Below are 21,595 nucleotides of genomic sequence, written 5' to 3'. Positions count from 1 at the left end.
CAGAGCCGGCCAGGACCGGCCAGGGACGGTCAGGAGGCGGCCAGGGACGGTCAGGAGGCGGCGCAGACGTCGCGGTACGGCACGCCGCCGAGATACTCGCCCCACTCCCGCCGGGTGAGCGTACGGCCGGCCCGCGCGCAGACCTCGTCGGCCATCAGGCCGGGGGCGACGGGCAGCTCGTAGACGTAGCCCCCGACACCAGCCAGGCGCAGCCGGGCGCCGTCGGCGGTGAAGGCCGGGTAGAGCCCGAGATACTCGTCGGCGTCGTGGACGTCGATCCCCTCCCCGATCGGCTGCCGGGTCGCGGTGTCCCACAGCCGGATGATCTCGTTGTCGTCCACGGTGGCGAGCACGTCCCCGCGGGGGGAGAACACCATGAGGCCGGAGTCGCGCGCCGCGACGGGCAGGTCCGGAGCCAGCGGGCCGCGGTTCCGGATGTCCCACAGGGTCACCCGCTCGCCGTCGCCGACCGCGAGCCACCTTCCGGTCGGGTCCGCGGTGACGTTGACCGCCCCGCCGGGAGCGCTGACGTATCCCCCGCCGGCGGACCCGCCCGTCACGGTGTCGACGAGACGGCCCTCGGCCGAGGCCAGCATGCGGCCGTCGCGCAGGTAGACGATGCCGGAGACCGGGGTGTCCAGCTTGACGGTCCGGATCTCCCGGCCGGTGCGCGTGTCCCACACGCGCAGCCGGCAGCCGCTCCGCACGGGGTAGGCGGAGGTCTCCGGGGCCTCGTCGCCGGTCCTCCCCGGGTCGGCGGGGTCGCCCCGAGTGCCGCAGTCGGCCACGGTGAGGGTCCGGCCGTCCGGGCTGAACGCCCGCCCGGTCGCCTTCCGGCCCGCGCCGAGTTCGTGGTTCCACAGTCTGCGCCGCGTGGCGACGTCGAGCACCTCCACCCGGTGGTCGTCGTAGACGACGGCGACGCTCCTGCTCGTGGGGTCGAACATCGAGCGGGGCATCACGGTCTGGTCGTGGGGGAAGGTCCCGGCGAGACGGCGCCCGGGGACGTCCCAGAGCATCAGCCGGGAGGCGTCGGACGGCTCGGCCATGAGCCACCGGCCGTCGGGGCTGATCGTCTGGACGTCGTGGATGCCGCGGAGCCGCCACTCCGGGAGCCGGGACCGCACGGCGAGGCCGACGATCCGGTCGCCGAGCCGGTAACGCAGGGTCCGGCCGTCCGGGGCGAACCAGACGGCGGAGACGTTGGCGGGAGCCCGATAGGTCATGATCTCCCGGTGGGCCTGGACGTCCCAGACCCAGATGGACGTCCCGGCGTAGCCGGCGGCCAGCCGGTTGTCGTCGCTGAGCCGTATCCCGGAGGCGCCGTCCAGCGTCACCGGCGTGTCCGCGCCCGGCCAGGTCCACATCCAGTTGTAGCTCTGCTGGTGCGCCTCGGCGGCCTGCCGGGCGCGCCGGCCCGTCGCCGTGTCCCACAGCTCGATCCGCGCGCCGCCGCAGATCAGGAACCGGCTGTCGGCGCTGAAGCTCACCACGTTGACGTCGCCGCCGCAGCCGCGCGGGAAGCGGCGGTCCTCCACGACGCCGGGCAGCCGCCACACCTGGACCCTGCCGCCGTTCACCGTCGCGCCGATCCGCCCGGACGGCGCGACGGTGAACGACGTCTCGTACGGGGACCACCCCATGCGGACGAGCCGGTCACGGCGCACGTCCCACAGCCGTTCGGAGTCGCTGAGCGTCAGGAGGTGGCCGCTGCCCGCGAAGTCGGCCTCCAGCCCCTCCGGACTCACCCCGGGCATCGGCCGGCTTCCGGCGAGGCGGCCGGTGCGGGTCTCCCACACCAGGATGGCCTGGGAGACCGTGACGGCCAGCAGGCGGCCGTCGCCGCTCAGATCGGCGTGGCCCACTCCCCCGGACAGCCGGGGCGAGTTCCACGCGGCGACCTGCCGGCCGGTCGCCACGTCGTACACGCGCACCCCGCGCTCACCGACGAGGGCGAGCGTGCGGCCGTCGCCGCTCACCGCCTGCACGGCGGCTCCCTGCGCCGCCGGGGGCCGGAACACGCCGACCTCCCTGCCGTACATGGCGCCGGTGAGACTGGAGCGGCTCTCGAACCCGGGGGCGAGCCGCCAGGCGGCGACGCTGAGCAGCATGGCCTTCACCGGGTCGGTGGTGCGCAGGTCGCCGGCCACGCGGGCGATCTCCCGGCCGCGGGCCTGGTCGCGTTCGGCGGCCACCCGGTCGCGCTGCTCGGCGACCTGGGCGCCCTGGTAGACCGAGGCGGCGGCGCCGGCCAGGGACAGCACCAGCAGCACCGCCAGCGTGACCGTGAACAGCCGCCGGCGGCGGGCACGGCGCCGGGTGAGCCCGCCCGCGGCGGCGAGGAAGTCGCGTTCCAGCGGGATGAGGGTCAGGTGCCGCCGCCCGGTGGCGGCCCAGCCGAGCGCCTCCTGCAGCCGGCTGCCCTGCGGCAGGTCGGCGTCGCGGCGGCCGTGCGCGTCCCAGACGCGGGCGGCCCGGCCGATCTCGGCGAGGACCGGCAGACCCTCGCGGTCGGCCTCCACCCACGAGCGCAGCCGGGGCCAGGCGCGCAGGACGGCGGGGCGGGAGATGGCCACCTCGCCGTCGCGTTCGGTGACGAGGTAGCCGAAGGCGTCCAGGATGCGCCGGCGGGTCTCGGGACGCTCGGGCAACAGCTCGTCCGCGGGCACCCGCCGTACGGTCTCCAGGCCGTCGGCGTCGATCGTGACCAGCCGCAGCAGCAGATCGGGGACGAACTCCCGCTCGCCGGGCCCGAGGGTGGCGTAGGCGTCCTCGGCCAGCGCGCCGAGGGCCGGGTCGGCCGGGCCCCGGGTGTGCAGGGCGCCGGCGCGGCGGCGGCCCGCGCCGAGCAGGTCGCCCCCGGCCGGGAGGTCCGCCCCGAAGCCGCCCGCCGTACCGGCCTCCCCGAAGCCGCCGGCCGGACCGCCCCCTCCGGAGCCGCCCGCCGTACCGGCCTCCCCGAAGCCTCCGACCAGGGCGAGCAGGAGGTCGCGGGCGGACGGACGGCGGTCGGGGTCCTTGTCCAGCGCGGCGGCCACCAGCGGGCGGACGGACGGCGGCAGCGCGCCCAGGTCGGGGTGGTGGGTCAGCACGCGGTGCATCACCGCGCCGAGGTCGTCGGCCCGGAACGGGTCCTCGCCGGTGGCGGCGAACACCACGACGCATCCCCAGGCGAACACGTCGGCCGGCGGCCCGGCGCGCTGCCCGGTGAGGATCTCGGGGGCCATGTAGGCGGGAGTGCCGGTGACGGCGCCGCTCGCGGTCAGCGACATCTCCGCGGTCCGGGCGATCCCGAAGTCGATCACCCGGGGCCCGTCCGGGCCGAGCAGGACGTTGTCCGGTTTGAGGTCGCGGTGCACGACGCCGGCCTCGTGCACCGCGGTCAGCGCGGTCGCGACGGCCGTCGCCAGGCGGTGCAGGTCGTCCCCGGCGAACCGCCGCCCGGCGCGCCGCAGGTTGACGCCCTCCACGTACTCGCTGACGACGTACGGCCGGGCCGCGTCCGGGTCGGCGTCGATCACTTTGGCGGTGCAGAACGAGGCGACGCGCCGGGCCGCGGCGATCTCCTTACGGAACCTGTCGCGCAGCCCGGGGTCGGTGGTGGCGTGCAGGACCTTGAGGGCGTAGCGGGCGCCGTCGGCGTCGTACGCCTCGTACACCACCCCCTGCCCGCCCGAACCGAGCCGTCCTGCCAGCCAGTACCCGCCGATCCGGTCGGGGTCCCCCGTGCCCAACGCTTCCATCGCGCCTCCTCGGAGGGGTTGGACGCGCTTCGGGCGTCACGGGTTCATCAGGACGCGCTTCGGGCGTCACGGGTTCATCAGGACGCGCGGGCGGACCTGTCCCGGACGAGCGGCGGGTCTCAGCTCCCGCCGGGTCCACCCGGCGGGAGCGGCCGGTGGCGCGCGCCCCAGTCCCAGAGCGCCTGCAGGACGGGGCCGAGGTCACGGCCGTGCGCGGTGAGCGTGTAGTGCACCCGGGGCGGCCAGCCGGCCCGCCGGTGGCGGTCGAGGACGCCCATCCGCACCAGGTGCGCCAGCCGTTCGGACAGGACCTTGTCCGAGAGCGCGGGCAGGGCCTCCCGCAGCTCGGTGAAGGTGCGGTCGCCCCGCAGCAGTTCCCGGACCACCAGGGTGGTCCAGCGGCCGTGCAGGGCCGCGAGGGTGATCTCCACCGGGCAGGCGGGGGTGGGTTCGGCGACGCCCGCACGGGGGTCGTCGGGCAGGCCCGGCCGTACCGGGTGACCAACCGTTTGGTGAGCCACGAGAGCGCCTCCTAGCGTTGCCGCGTCCGGGTGATTTCTACCTCACGACCCACGACTCACGACCCTCTGCCCGGCGGTCCGGTGGGAGGACCGGCGGCGGCCTGGCCGCCCGGCGGCCCGACGGAAAGGACCGGTCGGCGGCTCTACGAAAGGACCTGTGCCGATGACGCGACGGCTTGCCGAACGCCCCGAGGACGTGCCCGCGGTGTTCGCCGAACGGTTCAACAGCGGCGACCCCGAGGCGGTCGCGGAGCTGTACGAGAGCGGGGCGGTGTTCGTCCCCGAATCCGGTGCGGCGCTGGCCGGCCCGGACCTCCACGCCGCCAACGAGCGGTTCCAGTCCCTCGGGGTGCCCATCACCGTGCGGCCGCGGCACGTCCACTCCACCGGTGACGTCGCCCTGCTGGTCGTCGACTGGGTCATCGAGGGCACCGGCCCCGACGGCCTGCCCGTGCTCATCGAGAGCACCGCCGTCGACGTCGCCCGGCGCGGGCCGGACGAGAAATGGCGATACGTCATCGACAGCCCCTTCGAGGGGACCCGGGCGGGCCGCGACCAGGGGTGACGCGGCCCCGTGCCGCGCGTCGTCCGCGGACGACGCGCGGCACGGGCGACGCGGACCGGCGCCGCGCTCCGTTCGAAGGCCGCCGGCGCCCGTGGACGACGCGCGGCGCCGATGACGCCCGGCCGCGGCCGGGCGCACGGCCGCGGGGACCGGCTCAGGAGAAGATGACCTCCGGGGCGGAGGCGCCGGGGACGACGAACGCGTGGAGCCGTTCGGCCTCCCCGGCCACGGATTCGGTCTCGCCCGGCGTCAGGGGCCGGAACGGGAGGACGACGAGTGTCGTGCCGCGCAGCTCCCAGATCCCGCGCACGAAGCCGTCGACGAGGAAGGTCGGCAGCACCAGCGCCCGTCCGGGCATGACCCGGGCGCGGTCCTCGTCGCTGATGATCCGGGTGCGGTCGGCATGCCCGAGCAGGATGTTGTCGTAGGCGGGCAGGAACCGTACCGGGGCGGGCGCGTCCTCCTCGGCGAGCGGCACGCCGGGGAGGTCGAACAGCTCCCTGCCCTGCTCGTCCCGGACGACGCGGAGCTTCGGGCGGAGACGGTCGATCACCTCGCGCAGCCGGGTGGTCCCGGACCACGCCTGGACGTCCATGACGCCGGCGGGCCCGAAGGCGGCCAGGTAGCGGAGGACCATCGCCTCGACGGACGGCGCCGCCTCCATGGGCTCGCCGATCCAGGCGTCGGCGAGGGCGACCTCGATCGATGGACGGGTGCCCCAGCCTCCCCACCCGCCGATCCGCGGGGAGGTCACCAGCGGCACCTGAAGCTCCAGGTTCCGGGCCAGCATCATGCCGTCGCGGCCCGGGTAGCGCTCGGCGAACAGCCCGGCCAGCCTCCGGCGCGGGACGACCCGGTCGCCCAGCAGTTCCCGGCCCGTCTCGGCCAGCTCCGTCAGGTCCAGCCCGGCGGTCGGCTCGGCGTAGAGGGGCCGGAGCGCGGCGCGTTCGATGAAGGGCTGGATCAGGGGACGCAGCCAGCGGAAGTCGTCGGCGGCGACCAGGTGCTGGGTACGACGCAGCGAGGTGGAGCGCACGACGGTGCGCTCGTGCAGCAGCGACTCCAGGTCGCCGTGGGTGAAGGGGGCCATCCGCGTCCAGAGTCCGACGTAGGGCCAGTTGGGCTCCTGGCTCTGCACCGCCACCAGGTGCCGCACCACCTCCAGCGCGGGCCGGGAGGTACGGCTGGTCAGGAACTGGCGGCTCAGCAGCGTCCGGTTGAGGGTACGCCGGGAGACGACGGGCACGGCGGTCATGGGACGGGGGCTCCTTCGGGGGTCGGGCCCGCGGTTCCGGGGTCCTGCGGGGCTCCGCGAGCCTAGATCCCATACCGGTCAGTTTCTGTCCGGTTCGTTCGCCTCTTCGTCGCGGGCCCGGAGGACCCGTCCGGGCCAGGACGGGTCCTCCGGGCCCGGGGTCTCAGAGACGGCCGTTGCGGCGGAGGACCTCCACGGCGCGCACGGTGGTGTACCCGCGCCAGTCGAGGGCGCCGGCGGGCGAGATCGTGGCGTAGTCGACGGTCCACCCGCCGTCGTCCCGCTGCAGACCGGCCAGCCGGTCGAGGTCCGCGTCGATCACCTCCTGGGCGAACAGCGCCCGCGCCGGGCGGTCCGGGAACGGGGCGAAGTCGAGCGGGCGCAGCGTCTCGTCCTCGGCGCCGCCCTCGACGCGCACCCGCCCGTCGGCGGGGATGTACTCGCCCAGACGCTCCAGCAGGCCCGCCGCCTCGGGGGCGGTGCCGTGGACGGCGTCGAGGAACCGTACGGCGAAGGCCAGCACATAGGCGTGTGACGTGTGGTCCACCTTCTCGACGGCGGCCAGGCAGTAGCGGACGGCCCGGTCGAGCCAGGGGTGTTCGGCGACCGCCGGGTCGTGGGCGGCGACGCGGAGGGCGGCGGCCGCGGTCACGGACGTGATCTGCAGCGAGGAGACCGTGGTGTCGGCGCCGGCCCACCAGGGGGCGCATCCGGCGCTGGAGGTGACGGGGAGCGCGAACGGCAGCCCGCCGTCGGGCAGCGAGACCGACTCCAGCCAGTCGCACAGTGCTGTGGCCTGCGGTGCCGTGGCCGGGGCGATCTCCTCGAACACCTCGAAGGCGTGCGCGGCGGCGCCCGGCTGGCTCTCCGGGGAGCGCAGGTCGGGCTCCAGGCCCCAGCCGTAGCCGCCGTCGGGGTTGCGATAGCCGTCCAGCGCGACCAGAACGGCGGCGGGATCGCTCTCGCCCAGCGGCAACCCGAACCGGCGGCGGTCCAGGAGGCGGGCGTGGGTGGCCATGAAGGAGGAGACCGCGGAAAGGTCGATGCTCATATCGCAACCCTGCCTCATCCGACCGACGGTTCCGGGCTCCCCGGCCCACGGCTCCCGGGTGACGTCCCCCGCACCGCGGTTCCCGCCCCGGTGATTCGTTTCCCGTTTCACACCCGAGCCATTCCTTGAGGCCCGCCCGGGGCGTTGCTATGGTGCGCGGGAAAGCGGGGAATGGTGAAACACGATTTCATCGGGGGACATTCGATGCGAATACCGCGAACAATGGCTGTGAAGGCTGGGAGAGCGGGTCTCGCCCTGCTGGCGGTGGGTGTCACGGCCGCGTCCTGGCCCCAGGTCGCCTGGGCGGAGCGGGACGGGATCCAGGACCGGATCCAGGGCCGTGAGCAGGGCCGTGAGCAGGTGCGAGATCGGGAGCGGCAGAGTCCGCAAGGTCAGAGCCAGGGCCGGGAACGGCGGGAACAGGAGGGCCAGGGCCACGACCAGGCGTCCGGACGCAACGTCAGGAACGCCAACAGCGGTAAATGCCTGCTCGTGCGCGGGGACGCCGACGGCGCGAAGGCCGCGCAGTCGTCCTGCTCCGACTATCCCGACCAGAAGTGGCGTTTCATTCTTGAGGACGCCGACTCCGAATACAAAAGATACCGGCTGGTGAACGCCAACAGCGGTAAATGCCTGCTCGTGCGCGGCCCGGAGGGCTCCCCCGCCCTGCAGTCCGCCTGCGGCGACTACGACGACCAGGTATGGGAGGTCATGTTCGCCAGGAACGGCTACTTCCAGCTGAGGAACCTCGCCAGCCAGCAGTGCCTGGTCGTGCGGGGAGACGAGGACAACGCCCACCCGGTCCAGTCCGACTGCGACACCGCCTACACCGACCAGTTCTGGCGCGACGAGGACGGGTCCTCACGCTGAGGAGCGGGCCGGGGTCGCCGGGCCCTGAGACGAGCTCGGCGGCCCCGGCCGCGGTCGACGACGGGTGACCGTCAGGAGGCGGGTCCGTCGTCGGTCCAGCCCGACTCCAGCACGACGTTGGAGTTCCACACGGTGCCCGGCTCCGCCTCGGCCTGGAGGCCGCCCGGCCGTACCACGACGTTCTCGGTGGCCAGCGCCCGTCCGGTCTTCTCGTCGAAGATCAGGCGGGTGCGCAGGGCCCCGTCGTCCCCGGCCGCCGCCTTCCCCATGGCCGACGCCTCCGGCTCGTCGATCGTGACCGCGGTGCCGGTGCGGCCCTCGGCGTCGGTGACGTCCCGGGCGACCTCGATGGACGCAAGCCCGGCGAGCATCCGGAACGCCGCGCCGCGCACCTCGGGGGTGACCGGCATGTCGGCGATCAGGCCCGTCGTGACGGTGAACAGCCAGGCGTCCCGCGACATCGGGGCGCTCGACTCGGTGCCGTGCCCCTTGTAGGAGCGCAGCAGCCACGCCTTGAGGGCGTCCGGCTCGGACGGCAGGGCGCGCAGGTCCCGCACGCTGACGTTGCGGCCCAGCCAGAACACCTTGTCCCCGTCGGGGAGGGGGGCCTGGCCCTTCTGGACTTCCCCGGGCCCGGTGGACAGCGACAGCTTCGCCCCCTTCTTGCCGGGCACCACGACCGGGATCTCGGCCGGGGCGCCGGCCTCGCGCCACGCCGCCTCGTCCTCGGAGGTCGCGGGCTGCGCGCCGAGCGACTGCGAGCCGCTGTACTGCCGCTGCTCGGGGCCGGTGGCGGACGGGGTCCAGCTCTCGGTCCGCTGCCGGTCCACGACGGTGTAGTCCGCGCCCTCGGCCCGGAACAGGGTCCGGCTCACCGACACCGTGTGCCACCAGGCGCCGGTCTCGTCCGGCTGGCCGGCGGCCCGGTGGGCGGCGGCCAGCAGCACGGTCCGCGCGGAGAGCCGGACCTGCCCGTCCGGAGCCGTACGGCCCGGCGAGGACGCCGGGGACTCCGAGGACGACACGGCCTGCCCGGTCCGCGCGGCGGACGGCGAGGGCGGCGTCGTACCACCGGTCCCGGTGACCGCGACGGCCACCGCGGTCACCGCGGCGGCGGCTCCGGCGAGGCCGAGCCCCCACGCCGGCCTCGCGATCACCCGCCTTCCCGGTGCCCGCCGCGTCCGCCGTTCCTGGCGGGGCTGCGCCATGGCGCGCGTGAGCTCCGCCGCCCGGGTGCGCTCGTCGACCGGGGTGTCTCCCAGGTGCGCGGGACGGGCGGCTCGCAGCCTGTCGATGGGATCGTTCATGACAACTCCTCGCTGAGGTTCCTCACCCGGGGCCGGGGGCTCACCGGGTTCTCCATGGCGCGGACGAGCCGTTTGCGCGCGCGGTGCAGCCGTACGCGGAAGGTCGCCTGGGAGCAGCCGATGACGCGGGCCGCGTCACGCGGGGAGAGCCCCTGCCAGGCGACCAGGACCAGGATCTCCCGTTCGTCCTCGGGCAGCTCCGCCAGCGCGGCCAGCACGCCGAGGCGCTCGGTCACCTCGTCGGCGACGTCCGCCCGCCGTACGCCGTCCCCCGTCGCGGCGGTCCAGGCCTGCAACTCGGCACCGAACGCCTCCCGCCGCGCCTCCGCCCGCACGGTGTCGCGCAGCACGTTGCGGGCCACCCCGAGGAGCCACGGCAGAGCCGGTTCCGGCACGTCCTCCAGCCGCCGCCAGGCGATCGCGAAGGTCTCGCTCACCACCTCGTCCGCCACCTGCCGCCCGGCGCGGCTGACCACGTAGGCCCACACGCGCTGCCGGCACTCGTCGTACATGCCGGTGAACCTGCGTGAATCATCCGTCAACGCCCGGCCCCTTTCGTCCCGGATGTTCTTCTGACACCGGGAAGTGGTCCGGGCCCGCCCGTTGTTACGGGCCGCCCCGGAGAATTTCACGGCCGCGGCGGACCCGGCACCGGTCCGGGACGCGGGTTCGGCGCCGGGCCGGGACACGGGTTCGGCGCCGGGCCGGGACGCGGGTTCCACCCCGGGCCGGGACACGGGTTCGGCGCCGGGCCGGGACGCGGGTTCCACCCCGGGCCGGGACACGGGTTCGGCGCCGGGCCGGAATGTCGGACCGGGTCACTACCGTTGCCAGAGCCGGTCCGCCGGGCCGGCGCGGGCGCGGTCCGGCGCCCGTTCCCGCGAGCGAAGGACCCGCACGTGATGGCCGACCGCAAGCACGGCGCGCCCGTGCCCGAGACCCACTCGACCATCCGGTCGGAAGACTGGGACAGCGAGGACCTCTCAGGCAGACGATACGAACGGGTCGCCTTCGTCGACGTGGACATGACCGAGGCGACGAGCCGGGGCGCGACGTTCCACGAATGCGTCTTCCGCGACGTGCGGTTCAACGCCTCCGTCCACTCCGACAGCGCGTTCACCAACTGCGTATTCAAGCGCTGCGTGTTCTTCGACGCGACCTTCACCGGCTGCAAGCTGGTCGGCAGCGTGTTCGACGACTGCTCCTTCAACCTCCTGAAGGTCGAGGGCGGCGACTGGTCGTTCGCCGGGCTCCCCGGGGCCGATCTGCGCGGCGTGACCTTCAGGGAAGTACGGCTGCGCGAGGCCGACCTCACCAAGGCGCGCTGCGAGGGCGCGGTGCTCCAGAACGCCGACCTGTCGGGCGCCTCACTGCACAGCACCGACTTCACCCGCGCCGACCTGCGGGGAAGCGACCTGTCGGCCCTCGACCCCCTCGTCGCCAAGCTGAAGGACGCGGTCGTCGACGTACGGCAGGCCGTCACGCTCGCCATGGCCCTGGGCCTGGAGGTCCGCTCCGACTGACCCGCCCGCCGCCACGCCCGGCCCGGCCGCCCGCCACGACGAAGCCCCGGAAGACCACGAGGCCGGACTCTACCTCCGAGGCTCGACCATGCGGCTGGAGCTTCCCACCTCAACCCCATGATCCGGACCCCGAACGGTTTCCAGGCGGGCGGCGGCCCGAGTGATGAACCGCGTCCGGGTCCGGCGCGCCATGACGCCGCGCCGTTCCAGTTCCAGGACGGCTAGGAGGGCGAGGACGGGCACGAAGCCGCCGACGGCCGCGCCCCCGACGAGGGCGAGGTACGGCGCGGCCGAGCGGGTCAGCCGCCGGAGCACAGGCGCGGGCCGCCCGGTCACCGCGTGGCGGACTGCGACGTGCACGGCCGCGCGGCCCGGTGTGGCGCCGTCCCCGCGCGCCGCCGGGATGAGTGCGAAGATGACCAGCCCGATCACCGCGTACGACAGGCCGGGCAGGATGTCCCGCAGGAGGGCGTCGTCGGGCATCGGGCCACCCGTGACGAGGCGGTAGCCCAGGACGGAGAGCAACCCGAACACCGGCGAGGCGAAGAACCACACCACGCCGTCGAGCAGCATGGCGAGCGCCAGCCGGCCGGCGGTGGGCGGGGCGAGGTCCTGGCGGGGCGCCGGCCAGGGCCCCGGCAGCAGCCGCGCGGCCGGGCCCGCCAGTGTCCAGCCGAGTCCGGCGCCGACCGTATTGATGATCAGGTCGTCCACGTCGAACAGCCGATACGCGCAGGGGTAGAGGCCCCACAGGCCGGTGAGCTGGGTCAACTCGATCGTCAGCGAACCGGCGAGGGAGATCGCCAGGGTGCGTGCCACGCCGAGCCCCTGCCGGTAGCGCAGGAAGAAGCCGAGCGGCACGAACAGGGCGACGTTGAACACGATCTGCAGCACCGACCTGCTGTACAGCGCGGCGGGCAGATCTCGTCCCGCGTTCTCTCTGATCACGTCCTGGATGCTCGACAGCGGCTGCCAGCGCGGCGTCGCGAGGCTCTGCCGGATCACGCAGAAGTCCGGCGTCACCTCGGGGAGCGGAAAGAGGGTGAAGGCCACCACGCCGCAGGCGTACAGGACGAGCATCGCCGTGACGAAACCCGACCATCGCCCGATGTGCCCGAAGCGGCCGTATTGGCGAGACACGAAGGGCAGCAACAGCAGCGCGATGGCCAGCGGGGCGAGAAGCAGGGCGATTTTCGCCTGGGTCAGGTAGATCTCCACAAGCCGCGAAGTCTAGCCAAAGAGGACATATCAACACATTTAGGGATATAAGTACTCCCTCAGGAGTCCTTTCCGGCGAACCATGCCGACGGCCCGCGCCCGCCCACGCCGCCGAGCTCCGAGCCTAGATGGGCCGTTCGAGGATGTGCCGCATCGTGGTGAAACCGGCCGCCTCGTAGAAGGCCCGTGCGTCGGCGTTGAAATCCCACACGTCGGTGAGCAGGCTGGAGCACCCCTCCTGCCTACCCGCCGTACGCACCGCCTCGACCAGGGCGGTGGCGACGCCGGTCCGGGCCGCCCGGGGATCGACGGCCAGGTGCTCCAGGATGACGAAAGTCCTCGGCCGCGTGAGGGCGTCGCCCGGACGGTCGGCGATGACGGCGAGGGCGTAGCCGACCGGCCGACCGGCGAGGTGGGCCACGAAGGCGCGAACGTCCTCGCGGGCCAGGTGGGTCTCGAAGATCGGTACCAGTTCGGCGCGGGCGGCCCCGGAGCGGAAGACGTCCGGCCGGTTGCCGGCGTGGACGGAGTGCACGAAGCCGTTCAGCCGGGCCAGCAGGGCGGCGTCCCGGATCGAGGCGGGACGGACATCCGGCGCGGGACGGGGTTCTTCACCGGCTGGAGGCAAGGGCCGAGGCGGGGACGAAGACACGGACGGGGACGCGGGTTCGGTGGGTGTCATGGCCCGGATGGTGACGCACGCCCCGTGACCGGCGCCATCCGTTTTCCGCCCGGTCCGGCGTGCGGCGCCTTCCAGAGAAAAGACCGGTGTTCTCCGGAGAAAAGAGCTGCGCGCCCGTTCCGTAATGGAATCGGGCGCGCAGCCGGGACGTTCCCGGTTCGCCGATGTCTCGTTCAGGTGTGGTGCCGTGGATACTCCGCCTCACCCGGCACCGGGTCCTGCCGTCCGCCCGGGAGTGGGAAACGGGTCCGCCCCCGTCCGCACATGGTCACGCGCGGAGACGGTCTCAGTCGTCGTCCTCGTCGCAGTCCTTGTCACCGCGGCGGTCGTTGTCGAAGAAGTCCTGCAGGGCCAACGCCAGGAAGAACTCGTCGTCATTGTCGCCGTTGCCGACGCCCAGGCCGAGACCCGCACCCGCGGCGGTGACCGGAGCCACGGACGCGGCCTGGGCCGGAACGGTGTAGGAACCGGCGAAAACGACTGCGCCGAGAGCGGCCGCGGCGAGCGACGCGGCGGTCTTGATTTCCATGCGATCCTCCGATTTCAGGAGGACAGATTCGTCCTCATGAGTTACCGACGCCCTAAGAATGCCCATCGTCGAATACCAAAAGAAACCGCAAAGCACTTATACTTCGGCAAAGCTGGGAAGAGGTACATAAATAAGAAGTGAATTGGACATTTCACCTTATTTCAGGGTGAATCGCATTCCGTCAGGAATGAAGGCCCGGCGTTCACCGGCCGCCGGGCCGGTTCCCGGGCCCGCGCCCCGCCGGGAAACGAGCCGGAGACCTGGGGAAAAGATGGCCGAGCGCCTTCCGGGGGATGGGAACGCGGCGGGTTACGTTGGGGCGATGGACTCTGGTTTCGGGTATTTCGCCACGCACGACGCGGTCGGCCCCGCCGTGGTCGCCAGACTGATCGAGGAGCGCGGCCACCAGGCGCTGCTCTTCAGCGAGCACACCCACATCCCCGCGGGGGAGAAACTGCCCGAGCGTCCCGAGGGCGGCGAACTGCCCCGCAAGTACTGGCACACCTACGACCCGTTCGTCGCCTGCACGGCGGCCGGGCTCGCCACCACGCGACTGCGCGTGGGCACCGGGATCTGCCTGGTGCCGCAGCACGACCCGATCGGCCTGGCCAAGACGGTGGCGAGCGTGGACGACCTCACCGGCGGGCGCTTCGAGTTCGGGATCGGGGCCGGGTGGAACGACCCGGAGATCCGCAACCACGGCGTGGACCCGGCGCGGCGCTTCGCGGTGATGAAGGACTACGTCCAGGCGATGCGGGAGATCTGGACGCACGACGAGGCCTCCTACGAGGGGGAGTTCGTCGCCTTCGGCCCGATCTGGTCGTGGCCCAAGCCCGCGCAGCGCCCCTGCCCGCCGGTCCTCGTGGGCGGAACGGGGCCCAAGGTCTTCGACCGGGTGCTCTCGTACGGCGACGCCTGGCTGCCGAACTACTCCCCCGGCATCCTGGACCGGGTGAAGGAGCTGTTCCGGCGGGCCGACGACGCCGGGAAGAGCGTCGAGGTCATCATGATGTCGGCGCCCGCCGACCCCGACGTGCTCCAGGCGATGGAGGAGGCGGGGGTCAGCCGGGCGATGGCGTGGCTGCCGTCTGCCGGGCTGGACCGCGTCCGGCGCGAGATGGACGCCTTCGAGACGGCGCTCGCGGAGGCCCGCGGCGAGTGAGGGACGCCGGGTGAGCCCACGGCGAGTGAGGGACGCCGGGTAGGGACGCCGGGTGAGGCTCCCGGCGCCCCGTGGCATCGGGGGGAAACCGCCCGGTGCCCGCGGGGGTCCCGGTGTGGCACGCTGTTCCGGACAGCGCACGCCAACACGGGATAAATCGCGAAATGACCGACAGGGACGCCACCGGCCAGGGCAGTGCCATGGACCTGCTGGAACGGATCGGCTCGGTGGTGCTCCCGGTGGGCATCGCGCTCTACGCCCTGCTCTACCTCGGCGTCCAGCAGATGTACGGGATCTTCAACATCAGCCCCGAGCAGGCGGGCATCGACCAGGCGACCATGTTCGGACGCCTGGTCGGGTCCCTGGTCCTGCTGATCCTGGGGGGCTCGCTGATCCTGGGCGCGCTGGTGGCCGTCTGCTGGCTGGTGAACAGGGCCACCCTGGGGCACGCGGCCAGGCTGGCCCGCGCCGTACGGGCACGGCCGTGGGCGGCGGCGACCCTGGGCGCGGTGTGGTGCGGCGCGACGTACTGGGGCTTCCTCGGCTACCTGGACCTCGACGAGGGCGCCGGGCTCGCCTCGATCGTGCTGGTCGCCGCCGTCATCGGAGCCGTCTCCTTCCTGGTGCCGTTCCGGCTGCTGCGGCGCCGCCCGACGGGCCGGGCCGGGATGCGGGTGGTGATCGCCGCGTTCACCGGCATCGGGCTCGGTTTCGCGCTGATCGGGCAACTGGAGGCGGACGCGGAGGCGCTCGCCGCCACGGGGCGGGGGAGCATCGTGCTGAGCCTGGCCGGCTTCCAGGACCAGTGGGTGGTCGCCGTCACCCCCGGCAAGGGGGCTCCCCTGTACGGCGGGACGCCCCTGCTGCTGCTCGGCGAGCACGAGGGCACCTACGCGTTCTACGACTGCGCCCGGCGGGAGACCTTCCGCCGTCCGATGGGCTCGACCGTGCTCCAGGGGATCGAACTGGAGCCGGACCACGAGGGCTTCACCTGCGGCGAGCCCGCCCCCGCGAAGAACGCCGCCGCCGAGAGGACCCCCGCCGAGGACGCCTCCTCCGGGAACGGTTCCACGAGGACCGGCTCGGCCAGGACCGGTCCGGCGGAGAGGGGTTCGGTGAGGACCGGCTCCGGGAGGACCGCCACGCCGGCCCCTTCAGCCGGCCAGGGCGGCTGAGCGCAGGAACCCCGCGACGGCGGCGGCGACGCCCTCGGGGTCGGCCGCGTAGACGAAGTGGTCGGTCCGCAGCTCCACGAGGTGGGTGCCGGGACGCCGCTCGACCATGGCCCGGGCGTCCTCGGCGGAGATGACGCCGCCCTCGGCGGCGCGGATCAGCAGGGCCGGGCAGGTGCTCGCCGTCCAGTCGGCCCAGTGGTCGCCCCGGTTGGACTGCTCGGACTCGTGGATGTCCTCGGGGTGGAACGGCAGGCGCCAGCTTCCGTCGGGGTTCTCCCGCAGGGCGTCGGTGAAGAACGGCGCGAAGTGGCCCATCCCCTCGATCATCGCCTCGCGGGTGGGCGCCTCGTACGGCAGGGCGAGCACGAAGGCCAGCGGGTCGGGGCCGCCGTCCAGGCCGAGCCGTACCGGCGCGTCGACGTTGACGAACGCGGAGACCCGCTCGGGGTGGCGGGCGGCGAGCTGGTAGGCGTTGATGCCGCCCAGTGAGTGGCCCATGACCACGGCCCGGTCGAGGCCGAGGTGGTCGAGCAGGGCGACGACGTCGGCGACGTATCCCTCGCGCGAGTAGTCGGGCGCCCGGTCCGACTCGCCGTGCCCGCGCTGGTCGGGGGCGATGACCCGCCACTCCGGGGCGAGCGCGGCGGCCACCCGGGCGAAGCTCGCCCCCTCGGACATGTGGCCGTGCAGGGCGATGAGGGGACGGCCGGGGCCGCCGAAGTCGACGTAGGACAGGCGTCGCCCGTCGATGCGGAACTCGGCCCGGACGGGGGTGGTCGTCTGGGGGGTGCTCTGGTTCATTGCGGGCCCTTTCGCGGTCTCGCGGTCACGCCCCGGTGGCGTGTGCTCGCAACGCTACGCCGATTTGCGCAGATGCGCAATGCGTATGCCTAAGGCATTTGCGCAAGAGCATGCCGCCGGGAGGAGAGGGAGGCCAGTAGCATCCCGGCATGGGAAATCGCGAGGATCTGATCGCCGGCGCCCGGCGCTGCCTGGAGGAGAAGGGCTGGGCGCGGACCACCGTCCGCGACATCTCGGCCGCCGCCGGAGGGGTCAGCATGGCGGCCATCGGCTACCACTTCGGCTCCCGGGACGCGTTGCTCATCGCGGCTCTCATCGAGGCGATCGACGAGTGGGGCAGCGAGACCGGGCGCACACTGGCCGCCTACGGCGAGGCGGGGTCCTCCTCGGCGGAGGAGTACGAGGCCATGTGGACGCGGATCATCGAGTCGTTCACCGCCAGCCGGAGGCTGTGGCTGGCCAGCATCGAGGCGGCCCTGCAGGCGGAGCACTCCCCCGAGCTGCGGCGTCACCTGTCAGGGAGCCAGCAGGAGGGGCGCCGCGGGCTGACCGCGCTGCTGTCGGGGGTCCCGGAGGATGAGGTCGCCGACGCGGCGACGCGCACGCTCGGCTCGGTGCAGATGGCGCTGCTCTCCGGCGTCATGGTGCAGTGGCTGATCGACCCGGAGAGGTCGCCGACCGGCCCGGAGGTGGTCGAGGGATTGCGGGCGCTGCTGGACGTCATCGGCCCGCCCCCGGCCTCGGGCACGGTCCCGGCCTCGTGACCGCCCCCGGGACCGGATGACGGGCCGCGCGGTCAGGCGGTCTGGTAGACGGGGTCGTAGGTGAGGCAGTCGGCCCCGCTCTCCCCCGCCCCGACGGTGATGCCGGGAGCCTGACACTCGAACTGGTCGTTGTGCCGGCAGTCGGCCATCTTGCACGCGCCGACCCGGCCGGTGCCGCCCGGATCGCCGCCCTTGACCGAGTCGGTGAAGAAGGTGTCGCAGCGCGCGTGCCGCCGGTCGCCCACGGTGATAGCCAGCGCGTGGCACCCCTGGTTCCTGTTGTACGCGCAGGTTTCGGCCTGACATCGGTTCACGATGGGCATCTCCATCGGAAGTCCTCCTCGCACCCTTGAAGAAACATCACGCTGAGTAGGAGGTTCGTACCGAAAAGCGGCCTTCACCAAGCCCGACGCGGCCCCAAATCTTCACCAGCCACCGCCCCTGCACCCCGACCGCCCCTGCACCCCGACCGCCCCGGCACTCCGGTCCCGGGCCCCCGAACACTCCGATCGCCGCGTTCCACCGGGCACCGCGCCACTCCGGCACCGACCGCGCCGGGACGCCTCCCCGGCGCCGCGCCTCGCCAAGCCCGGGTCCCACCGAGTCCGCGTTCCGCCGGGCGTCGTACCGTGTCACCCGGGAAAACATACTTTTTCCAGAAATCTCGGTTGGGACGTAACACCGCGCCGTACCCGGACAGGTGCAAGGTGACGAGCACCCGGCGAAAGGCGACAGCGTGGGCCCCCCTGACCCGAAGGGGCGCTTCGAGGAGATCTACGAGGCGCACTACCCCGACCTGCTCGCCTACGTGCGACGCCGTACCGACTCCCCCGACGACGCCGCCGACGCGCTCGCCGAGACGTTCACCACGGCCTGGCGGCGGATGCGCGACATCCCCGACGGTCACGACGCGAAACTCTGGCTGTACGGGGTGGCCCGGCGAGTCCTGGCCAACCGGCGGCGCGCGGAGACCCGGCGATCCGCGCTGGCCGTACGGCTGCGCGCCGAGCTGACCGTCTGGGCCGAGGACCTCGTGGAGGACGACGCCGACGGGGTGCGCCAGGCGTTCATGCGCCTGAGCCCCGAGGACCGGGAGCTGCTCGCCCTGGTCAGCTGGGAGGGTCTGAGCGGTGAGGAGATCTCGAAGGTGCTGGGGTGCTCGCACGGCGCGGTGCGGCTGCGGCTGCACCGCGCCCGCAGGCGGCTCGCCAGGGAGCTGCAGGCCGGAGGGTTCGACATGGCCAGGTACGGCTCGCGCGCGGTCGCGCTGGTGAAGGGTGGATCCGGTGCCTGACATCGACCGTCTCGTCGCCGGGATCGCCCCGGACCCGGGCCCCGGCATGACCCCCGGCGCCAGGGAGCTGCTGGACGAGATCACCGCCATGCCCGTCCCCGCCGCCGGCGGGCTCCGCCGATGGCTCACCGTCCCTCACGGTCGCCGGCGGCAGGTTCCCTCCCGGCCCGCCCGGCGGTTCGCCGCGCCCCTCGTGGCCGGGATCGCCGCCGCCGTGACGATGCTGAGCTGGGCGCTTCCCGGCCTGTTCGGCACCGCCCCGGCCTCAGCCGCCCTCGACATCAGGCGGGAGGGCGACAACATGCTGATCATGGTCAGGGACATGTACGCCGCCCCCGCCGCCTACCAGCGCGAGCTACGGGACCGCGGCCTGCGGATCTCACTCATCCTCGACCCGGCGCCGCCGGGCCTCGCCGGCCGGATGGTGGTGATGGACCGGCGCTCCAACGGTCTGTCCAACGTGGAGCTGCGGCTCAGGAAGGACCTCATCAGCACGGTCGACCGTCCCGGAGGCTGTGATCAGCCGTGGCAGGACTGCCCGATCGGGATCAGGGTCCCCGTCCACTACCGGGGACAGGCCGAGATCTCCCTCGCCCGCCCGGCGCGACCGGGTGAGACCTACCGGTGGCGAACCAGTCTCGCCGCGCCCGGCGGGCTGCTCCACTGCGTGCCCTTCGTCAACCGCCCCATGTCCGAGGTACGGCCGCTGCTGGAGAGCCGCGGCGTCACCACCATCAAGACCATCTCCTACGGCGACAAGCAGGCGGGGAAGCCGGTGCCCGGTCGGTGGTACGTCCACGACGCCGTCCTGGAGTCCGCGACCTCGGCGCTCGTACTGGTCTGGCCCACCAAGAAGGAACCCGCCCTGCCCGAGGCGGTGGGCGCCCCGGAGAACATGTGCCGGAAGGGCTCACCGAAGGCCGGCTCCTCCGACCCGGCACCGGGGGCCTCGTGATCGGTTCCTCTCCGAGGCGTTCACCGGAGGACGAGCCCTCCCACCCGAGACCGGGGACCTGGTGACCGGGCCCTCCCCCTCGGGGGACCCGCTTCACCTGACGGCCCCGTCAGAGGATCCCGCCTCCGCCTGACGGCCCCGCCGGAGGACTCCGCCTCCGCCTGAGGACTCCTCGTCCTCCCCCGCTCTCCGGGGACCGCCGCCCTCCCGCTCCCCGGAGAGCTCTCGCCCTCCGCGCCCCGCGGCCGGGCGCCCCTTTCCCCGCGTTCCCTCACGGCGCCGGCTCCGCGCCGCGCGCTCTCCTCGGCATGCCCGACCGCGGCACGCCCGACCTCCGGAATGCCCGACTCCGGCGTACCTGACTTCGGCGTGCCCGGCTCCGGCGTGCCCGGAAAGACGATCGGACCCCGCATGTTCACAGACACCCGCCCGACGACGGCCCCCCGGCCGCTCCGCCCGTCCACCGCCGCCCGCCGCCCGCTCGTCGCGGCCCGCCGCGCGCTCGCCCGGCACCGCGTGTTCACGGTGGTCCTCGTCCTGGCCGCCGCGCTGCGCGTGATCACGATGCTCGGCTACCGCCCCGCACAGCTGTACTGGTACGACTCCTTCACCTACCTCGACACGGCCGTCCACCTGCGGCCGTCGGCGACGTTCCACCCGATCGGCTATCCGCTGCTGCTGCGCGCCCTGTTGCCCTTCCACAGTGTGACGGTGATCGCGGCCGTCCAGCACCTCCTGGGCCTGGCCACCGGGGCGGTGATCTACGCCCTGCTGCGCCGCAGGTCCCTGCCCGGGTGGGGGGCGTCCCTGGCGACCGTGCCGGCTCTGTTCGACGCGTCGTTCCTGCGGCTGGAGCACGCGGTGCTGTCGGACACGCAGTTCATCTTCCTGATCGTCACCGGGGTGGCCGTGTTGATGTGGTCGCCCAGGCTGTCGCCGCGGGCCGCCGCGGTGGCGGGCCTGCTGTTCGCGGCGGCGGCGCTCACCAGGACGATCGCGCTGCCGCTGCTCGTCCTGGTCCTCCTGGTGCTGGCCGTACGGCGGGCCGGGTGGCGCCCGCTGGCGGCCCTGGTGCTCGCCGGGACGCTCCCGCTCGCCGCCTACGCGGGCTGGTACCGCGCGCATCACGGCGCGTTCGCGCTCAGCGGCGCGGACGGGGTGGCGCTGTGGGCGCGCACCATGACGTTCGCCGACTGCTCGGTGATCGACCCTCCCGCCGATGAGGCGCGGCTCTGCCCCAACGGCACGGTCGTGGACGCGGCGTCGGAGTACGTGTGGGCCCCCGGGGCCTCGCTCAACCGGCTTCCCGGCGATCGGTTCTCGCACAACGCGCTCGCCCGGTCGTTCGCGCTGCGCGCCGTCGCCGCCCAGCCGCTCGACTATCTCCGCGAGGTGGCGAAGGACACCTCGCTCGCCTTCCCCTGGACTCCCGTCCCCCACCCCAAGCGGGTCAACGCGGCCTTCGGTTTCGCGCTCGGGGACTGGGCGCTGCCCGCCCAGCCGTTGATCGACCAGGTCAGGCGGGAGTACGACCCCGGTATCCGAGGGCTGTACTCGGTCCGGCCGTACGCGGACTTCCTGGTCGCCTACCAGTACCCCGCCTACCTGCGCGGCCCGATGCTGGCGGCGATCCTGCTGGCGGGCGCGGCCGGGGCGGTTCTCCGGTGGCGCTCGGTGCTGTTGCCGTGGGCGGTGGCGGTAGGGCTGCTGGTGGGTCCGGTGGCGGTGCTGGACTTCGACCACCGCTACGTCCTGCCGGTCATCCCGGTCGCCTGTCTGGCCGCCGCGCTCGCCGTACGGGAGGCGGCGGAGGCTCTCCGGCCTGTGCTGCGGCGGGTGCGGAGATGAGCCGCGGACACCCCGGATACGGCCTCGCCACAGGCGGGCGGCGTGACAGGGCTTCGAGGAGGGTGTCCCGGGGCGGGTGTCACGGCTCGGCTCTCCCGGGCCCGGTTCCGGAACAGGTGTCCCGGGGCGGGCGCGGCGGGCGCTCCCGCCGTAACCGGGCGGCTTCGCGGGGTCAGGGGATCCCGGTCATGCCGGGATCCGGGGGTTCCGGCCGTGCCGGGGTCAGGCAGAAGTGATCATGAACGCCAGGCCGAGCAGCACGATGACGGGGATCAGCCACACCACGGCCTCGACTGCGAACTCCTTGTACACGGTCAATTTCTCCTTTTAGG

Annotated in this window: 20 protein-coding genes; 9 read left to right on the top strand and 11 right to left on the bottom strand. The window is 73.4% G+C overall.

Annotated features, from left to right (window positions below):
* Window positions 1–50: 50 nt before the first annotated feature.
* Window positions 51–3,743: a serine/threonine-protein kinase gene (locus tag IEZ10_RS10180; RefSeq protein ID WP_189246247.1), complete on the bottom strand. Its 3,693-nt coding sequence runs from the start codon at window positions 3,741–3,743 to the stop codon at window positions 51–53.
* 119 nt (window positions 3,744–3,862) lie between these two features.
* Window positions 3,863–4,264, bottom strand: a complete 402-nt coding sequence (locus IEZ10_RS10175; protein WP_189246246.1) for a winged helix-turn-helix transcriptional regulator — start codon at window positions 4,262–4,264, stop codon at window positions 3,863–3,865.
* 163 nt (window positions 4,265–4,427) lie between these two features.
* Here IEZ10_RS10175 and IEZ10_RS10170 point away from each other — a divergent pair, with 163 nt between their 5' ends.
* Entirely contained in the window at window positions 4,428–4,829 is a 402-nt protein-coding gene (locus tag IEZ10_RS10170; protein ID WP_189246245.1) for a YybH family protein, read from the top strand.
* A gap of 154 nt (window positions 4,830–4,983) precedes the next feature.
* Here IEZ10_RS10170 and IEZ10_RS10165 read toward each other — a convergent pair whose 3' ends face one another.
* The gene (locus tag IEZ10_RS10165; RefSeq protein WP_189246244.1) at window positions 4,984–6,084 is read right to left on the bottom strand and encodes a winged helix DNA-binding domain-containing protein; all 1,101 of its coding nucleotides are present in this window, start codon (window positions 6,082–6,084) and stop codon (window positions 4,984–4,986) included.
* A 163-nt stretch (window positions 6,085–6,247) separates the two neighbouring features.
* Complete coding sequence (locus IEZ10_RS10160) at window positions 6,248–7,135, bottom strand: hypothetical protein (protein ID WP_189246243.1); 888 nt, start codon at window positions 7,133–7,135, stop codon at window positions 6,248–6,250.
* A gap of 228 nt (window positions 7,136–7,363) precedes the next feature.
* Here IEZ10_RS10160 and IEZ10_RS10155 point away from each other — a divergent pair, with 228 nt between their 5' ends.
* On the top strand, window positions 7,364–8,005 hold the full coding sequence (locus IEZ10_RS10155; RefSeq protein ID WP_229811119.1) for an RICIN domain-containing protein: 642 nt from the start codon (window positions 7,364–7,366) through the stop codon (window positions 8,003–8,005).
* A gap of 71 nt (window positions 8,006–8,076) precedes the next feature.
* Here IEZ10_RS10155 and IEZ10_RS10150 read toward each other — a convergent pair whose 3' ends face one another.
* Complete coding sequence (locus tag IEZ10_RS10150; RefSeq protein WP_189246241.1) at window positions 8,077–9,312, bottom strand: CU044_5270 family protein; 1,236 nt, start codon at window positions 9,310–9,312, stop codon at window positions 8,077–8,079.
* A complete protein-coding gene (locus tag IEZ10_RS10145; protein ID WP_229811118.1) occupies window positions 9,309–9,854 on the bottom strand; it encodes an RNA polymerase sigma factor in 546 nt (181 codons plus the stop codon). The genes IEZ10_RS10150 and IEZ10_RS10145 overlap by 4 nt, the downstream gene beginning before the upstream one ends.
* Window positions 9,855–10,214: 360 nt before the next feature.
* Here IEZ10_RS10145 and IEZ10_RS10135 point away from each other — a divergent pair, with 360 nt between their 5' ends.
* Window positions 10,215–10,835, top strand: a complete 621-nt coding sequence (locus IEZ10_RS10135; protein ID WP_189246239.1) for a pentapeptide repeat-containing protein — start codon at window positions 10,215–10,217, stop codon at window positions 10,833–10,835.
* A gap of 69 nt (window positions 10,836–10,904) precedes the next feature.
* Here IEZ10_RS10135 and IEZ10_RS10130 read toward each other — a convergent pair whose 3' ends face one another.
* From IEZ10_RS10130 to IEZ10_RS10120, 3 genes are all read right to left on the bottom strand, one after another.
* Window positions 10,905–12,053, bottom strand: coding sequence for a VanZ family protein (locus IEZ10_RS10130; RefSeq protein WP_189246238.1), 1,149 nt, complete (start codon window positions 12,051–12,053; stop codon window positions 10,905–10,907).
* A gap of 124 nt (window positions 12,054–12,177) precedes the next feature.
* A complete protein-coding gene (locus tag IEZ10_RS10125) occupies window positions 12,178–12,681 on the bottom strand; it encodes a GNAT family N-acetyltransferase (protein WP_189246237.1) in 504 nt (167 codons plus the stop codon).
* A 340-nt stretch (window positions 12,682–13,021) separates the two neighbouring features.
* Window positions 13,022–13,264, bottom strand: a complete 243-nt coding sequence (locus IEZ10_RS10120; RefSeq protein ID WP_189246236.1) for a hypothetical protein — start codon at window positions 13,262–13,264, stop codon at window positions 13,022–13,024.
* 322 nt (window positions 13,265–13,586) lie between these two features.
* On the opposite strand from IEZ10_RS10120, the gene IEZ10_RS10115 reads away from it, so the two are divergent.
* Both IEZ10_RS10115 and IEZ10_RS10110 read left to right on the top strand, forming a co-directional pair.
* Window positions 13,587–14,426: an LLM class F420-dependent oxidoreductase gene (locus IEZ10_RS10115; RefSeq protein ID WP_189246235.1), complete on the top strand. Its 840-nt coding sequence runs from the start codon at window positions 13,587–13,589 to the stop codon at window positions 14,424–14,426.
* 164 nt (window positions 14,427–14,590) lie between these two features.
* On the top strand, window positions 14,591–15,601 hold the full coding sequence (locus tag IEZ10_RS10110) for a hypothetical protein (RefSeq protein ID WP_189246234.1): 1,011 nt from the start codon (window positions 14,591–14,593) through the stop codon (window positions 15,599–15,601).
* On the opposite strand, the gene IEZ10_RS10105 is transcribed toward IEZ10_RS10110, so the two are convergent.
* A complete protein-coding gene (locus tag IEZ10_RS10105; RefSeq protein WP_189246233.1) occupies window positions 15,581–16,402 on the bottom strand; it encodes an alpha/beta fold hydrolase in 822 nt (273 codons plus the stop codon). The genes IEZ10_RS10110 and IEZ10_RS10105 overlap by 21 nt on opposite strands.
* 149 nt (window positions 16,403–16,551) lie before the next feature.
* Here IEZ10_RS10105 and IEZ10_RS10100 point away from each other — a divergent pair, with 149 nt between their 5' ends.
* Window positions 16,552–17,166, top strand: a complete 615-nt coding sequence (locus tag IEZ10_RS10100) for a TetR/AcrR family transcriptional regulator (protein WP_189246232.1) — start codon at window positions 16,552–16,554, stop codon at window positions 17,164–17,166.
* A gap of 32 nt (window positions 17,167–17,198) precedes the next feature.
* Here IEZ10_RS10100 and IEZ10_RS10095 read toward each other — a convergent pair whose 3' ends face one another.
* On the bottom strand, window positions 17,199–17,495 hold the full coding sequence (locus IEZ10_RS10095; protein ID WP_189246231.1) for a DUF1540 domain-containing protein: 297 nt from the start codon (window positions 17,493–17,495) through the stop codon (window positions 17,199–17,201).
* A 407-nt stretch (window positions 17,496–17,902) separates the two neighbouring features.
* On the opposite strand from IEZ10_RS10095, the gene IEZ10_RS10090 reads away from it, so the two are divergent.
* The 3 genes from IEZ10_RS10090 (at window position 17,903) to IEZ10_RS10080 (ending at window position 21,263) form a co-directional block, all read left to right on the top strand.
* Window positions 17,903–18,460, top strand: a complete 558-nt coding sequence (locus IEZ10_RS10090) for an RNA polymerase sigma factor (RefSeq protein ID WP_189246230.1) — start codon at window positions 17,903–17,905, stop codon at window positions 18,458–18,460.
* Window positions 18,453–19,415 carry a hypothetical protein gene (locus tag IEZ10_RS10085; protein WP_189246229.1) on the top strand — a complete coding sequence of 321 codons (963 nt, stop codon included), beginning with the start codon at window positions 18,453–18,455 and terminating at the stop codon, window positions 19,413–19,415. The genes IEZ10_RS10090 and IEZ10_RS10085 overlap by 8 nt, the downstream gene beginning before the upstream one ends.
* Before the next feature lie 411 nt (window positions 19,416–19,826).
* Window positions 19,827–21,263, top strand: a complete 1,437-nt coding sequence (locus IEZ10_RS10080; RefSeq protein WP_229811117.1) for a hypothetical protein — start codon at window positions 19,827–19,829, stop codon at window positions 21,261–21,263.
* Window positions 21,264–21,595: the final 332 nt, after the last annotated feature.

Origin of the sequence: Streptosporangium pseudovulgare (assembly GCF_014648055.1) — a bacterium.
GTDB classification, from domain to species: Bacteria; Actinomycetota; Actinomycetes; order Streptosporangiales; family Streptosporangiaceae; genus Streptosporangium; species Streptosporangium pseudovulgare.
The sequence above is the reverse complement of the archived record's forward strand: the minus strand, read 5'-3'. Positions and strand labels throughout refer to the sequence as shown.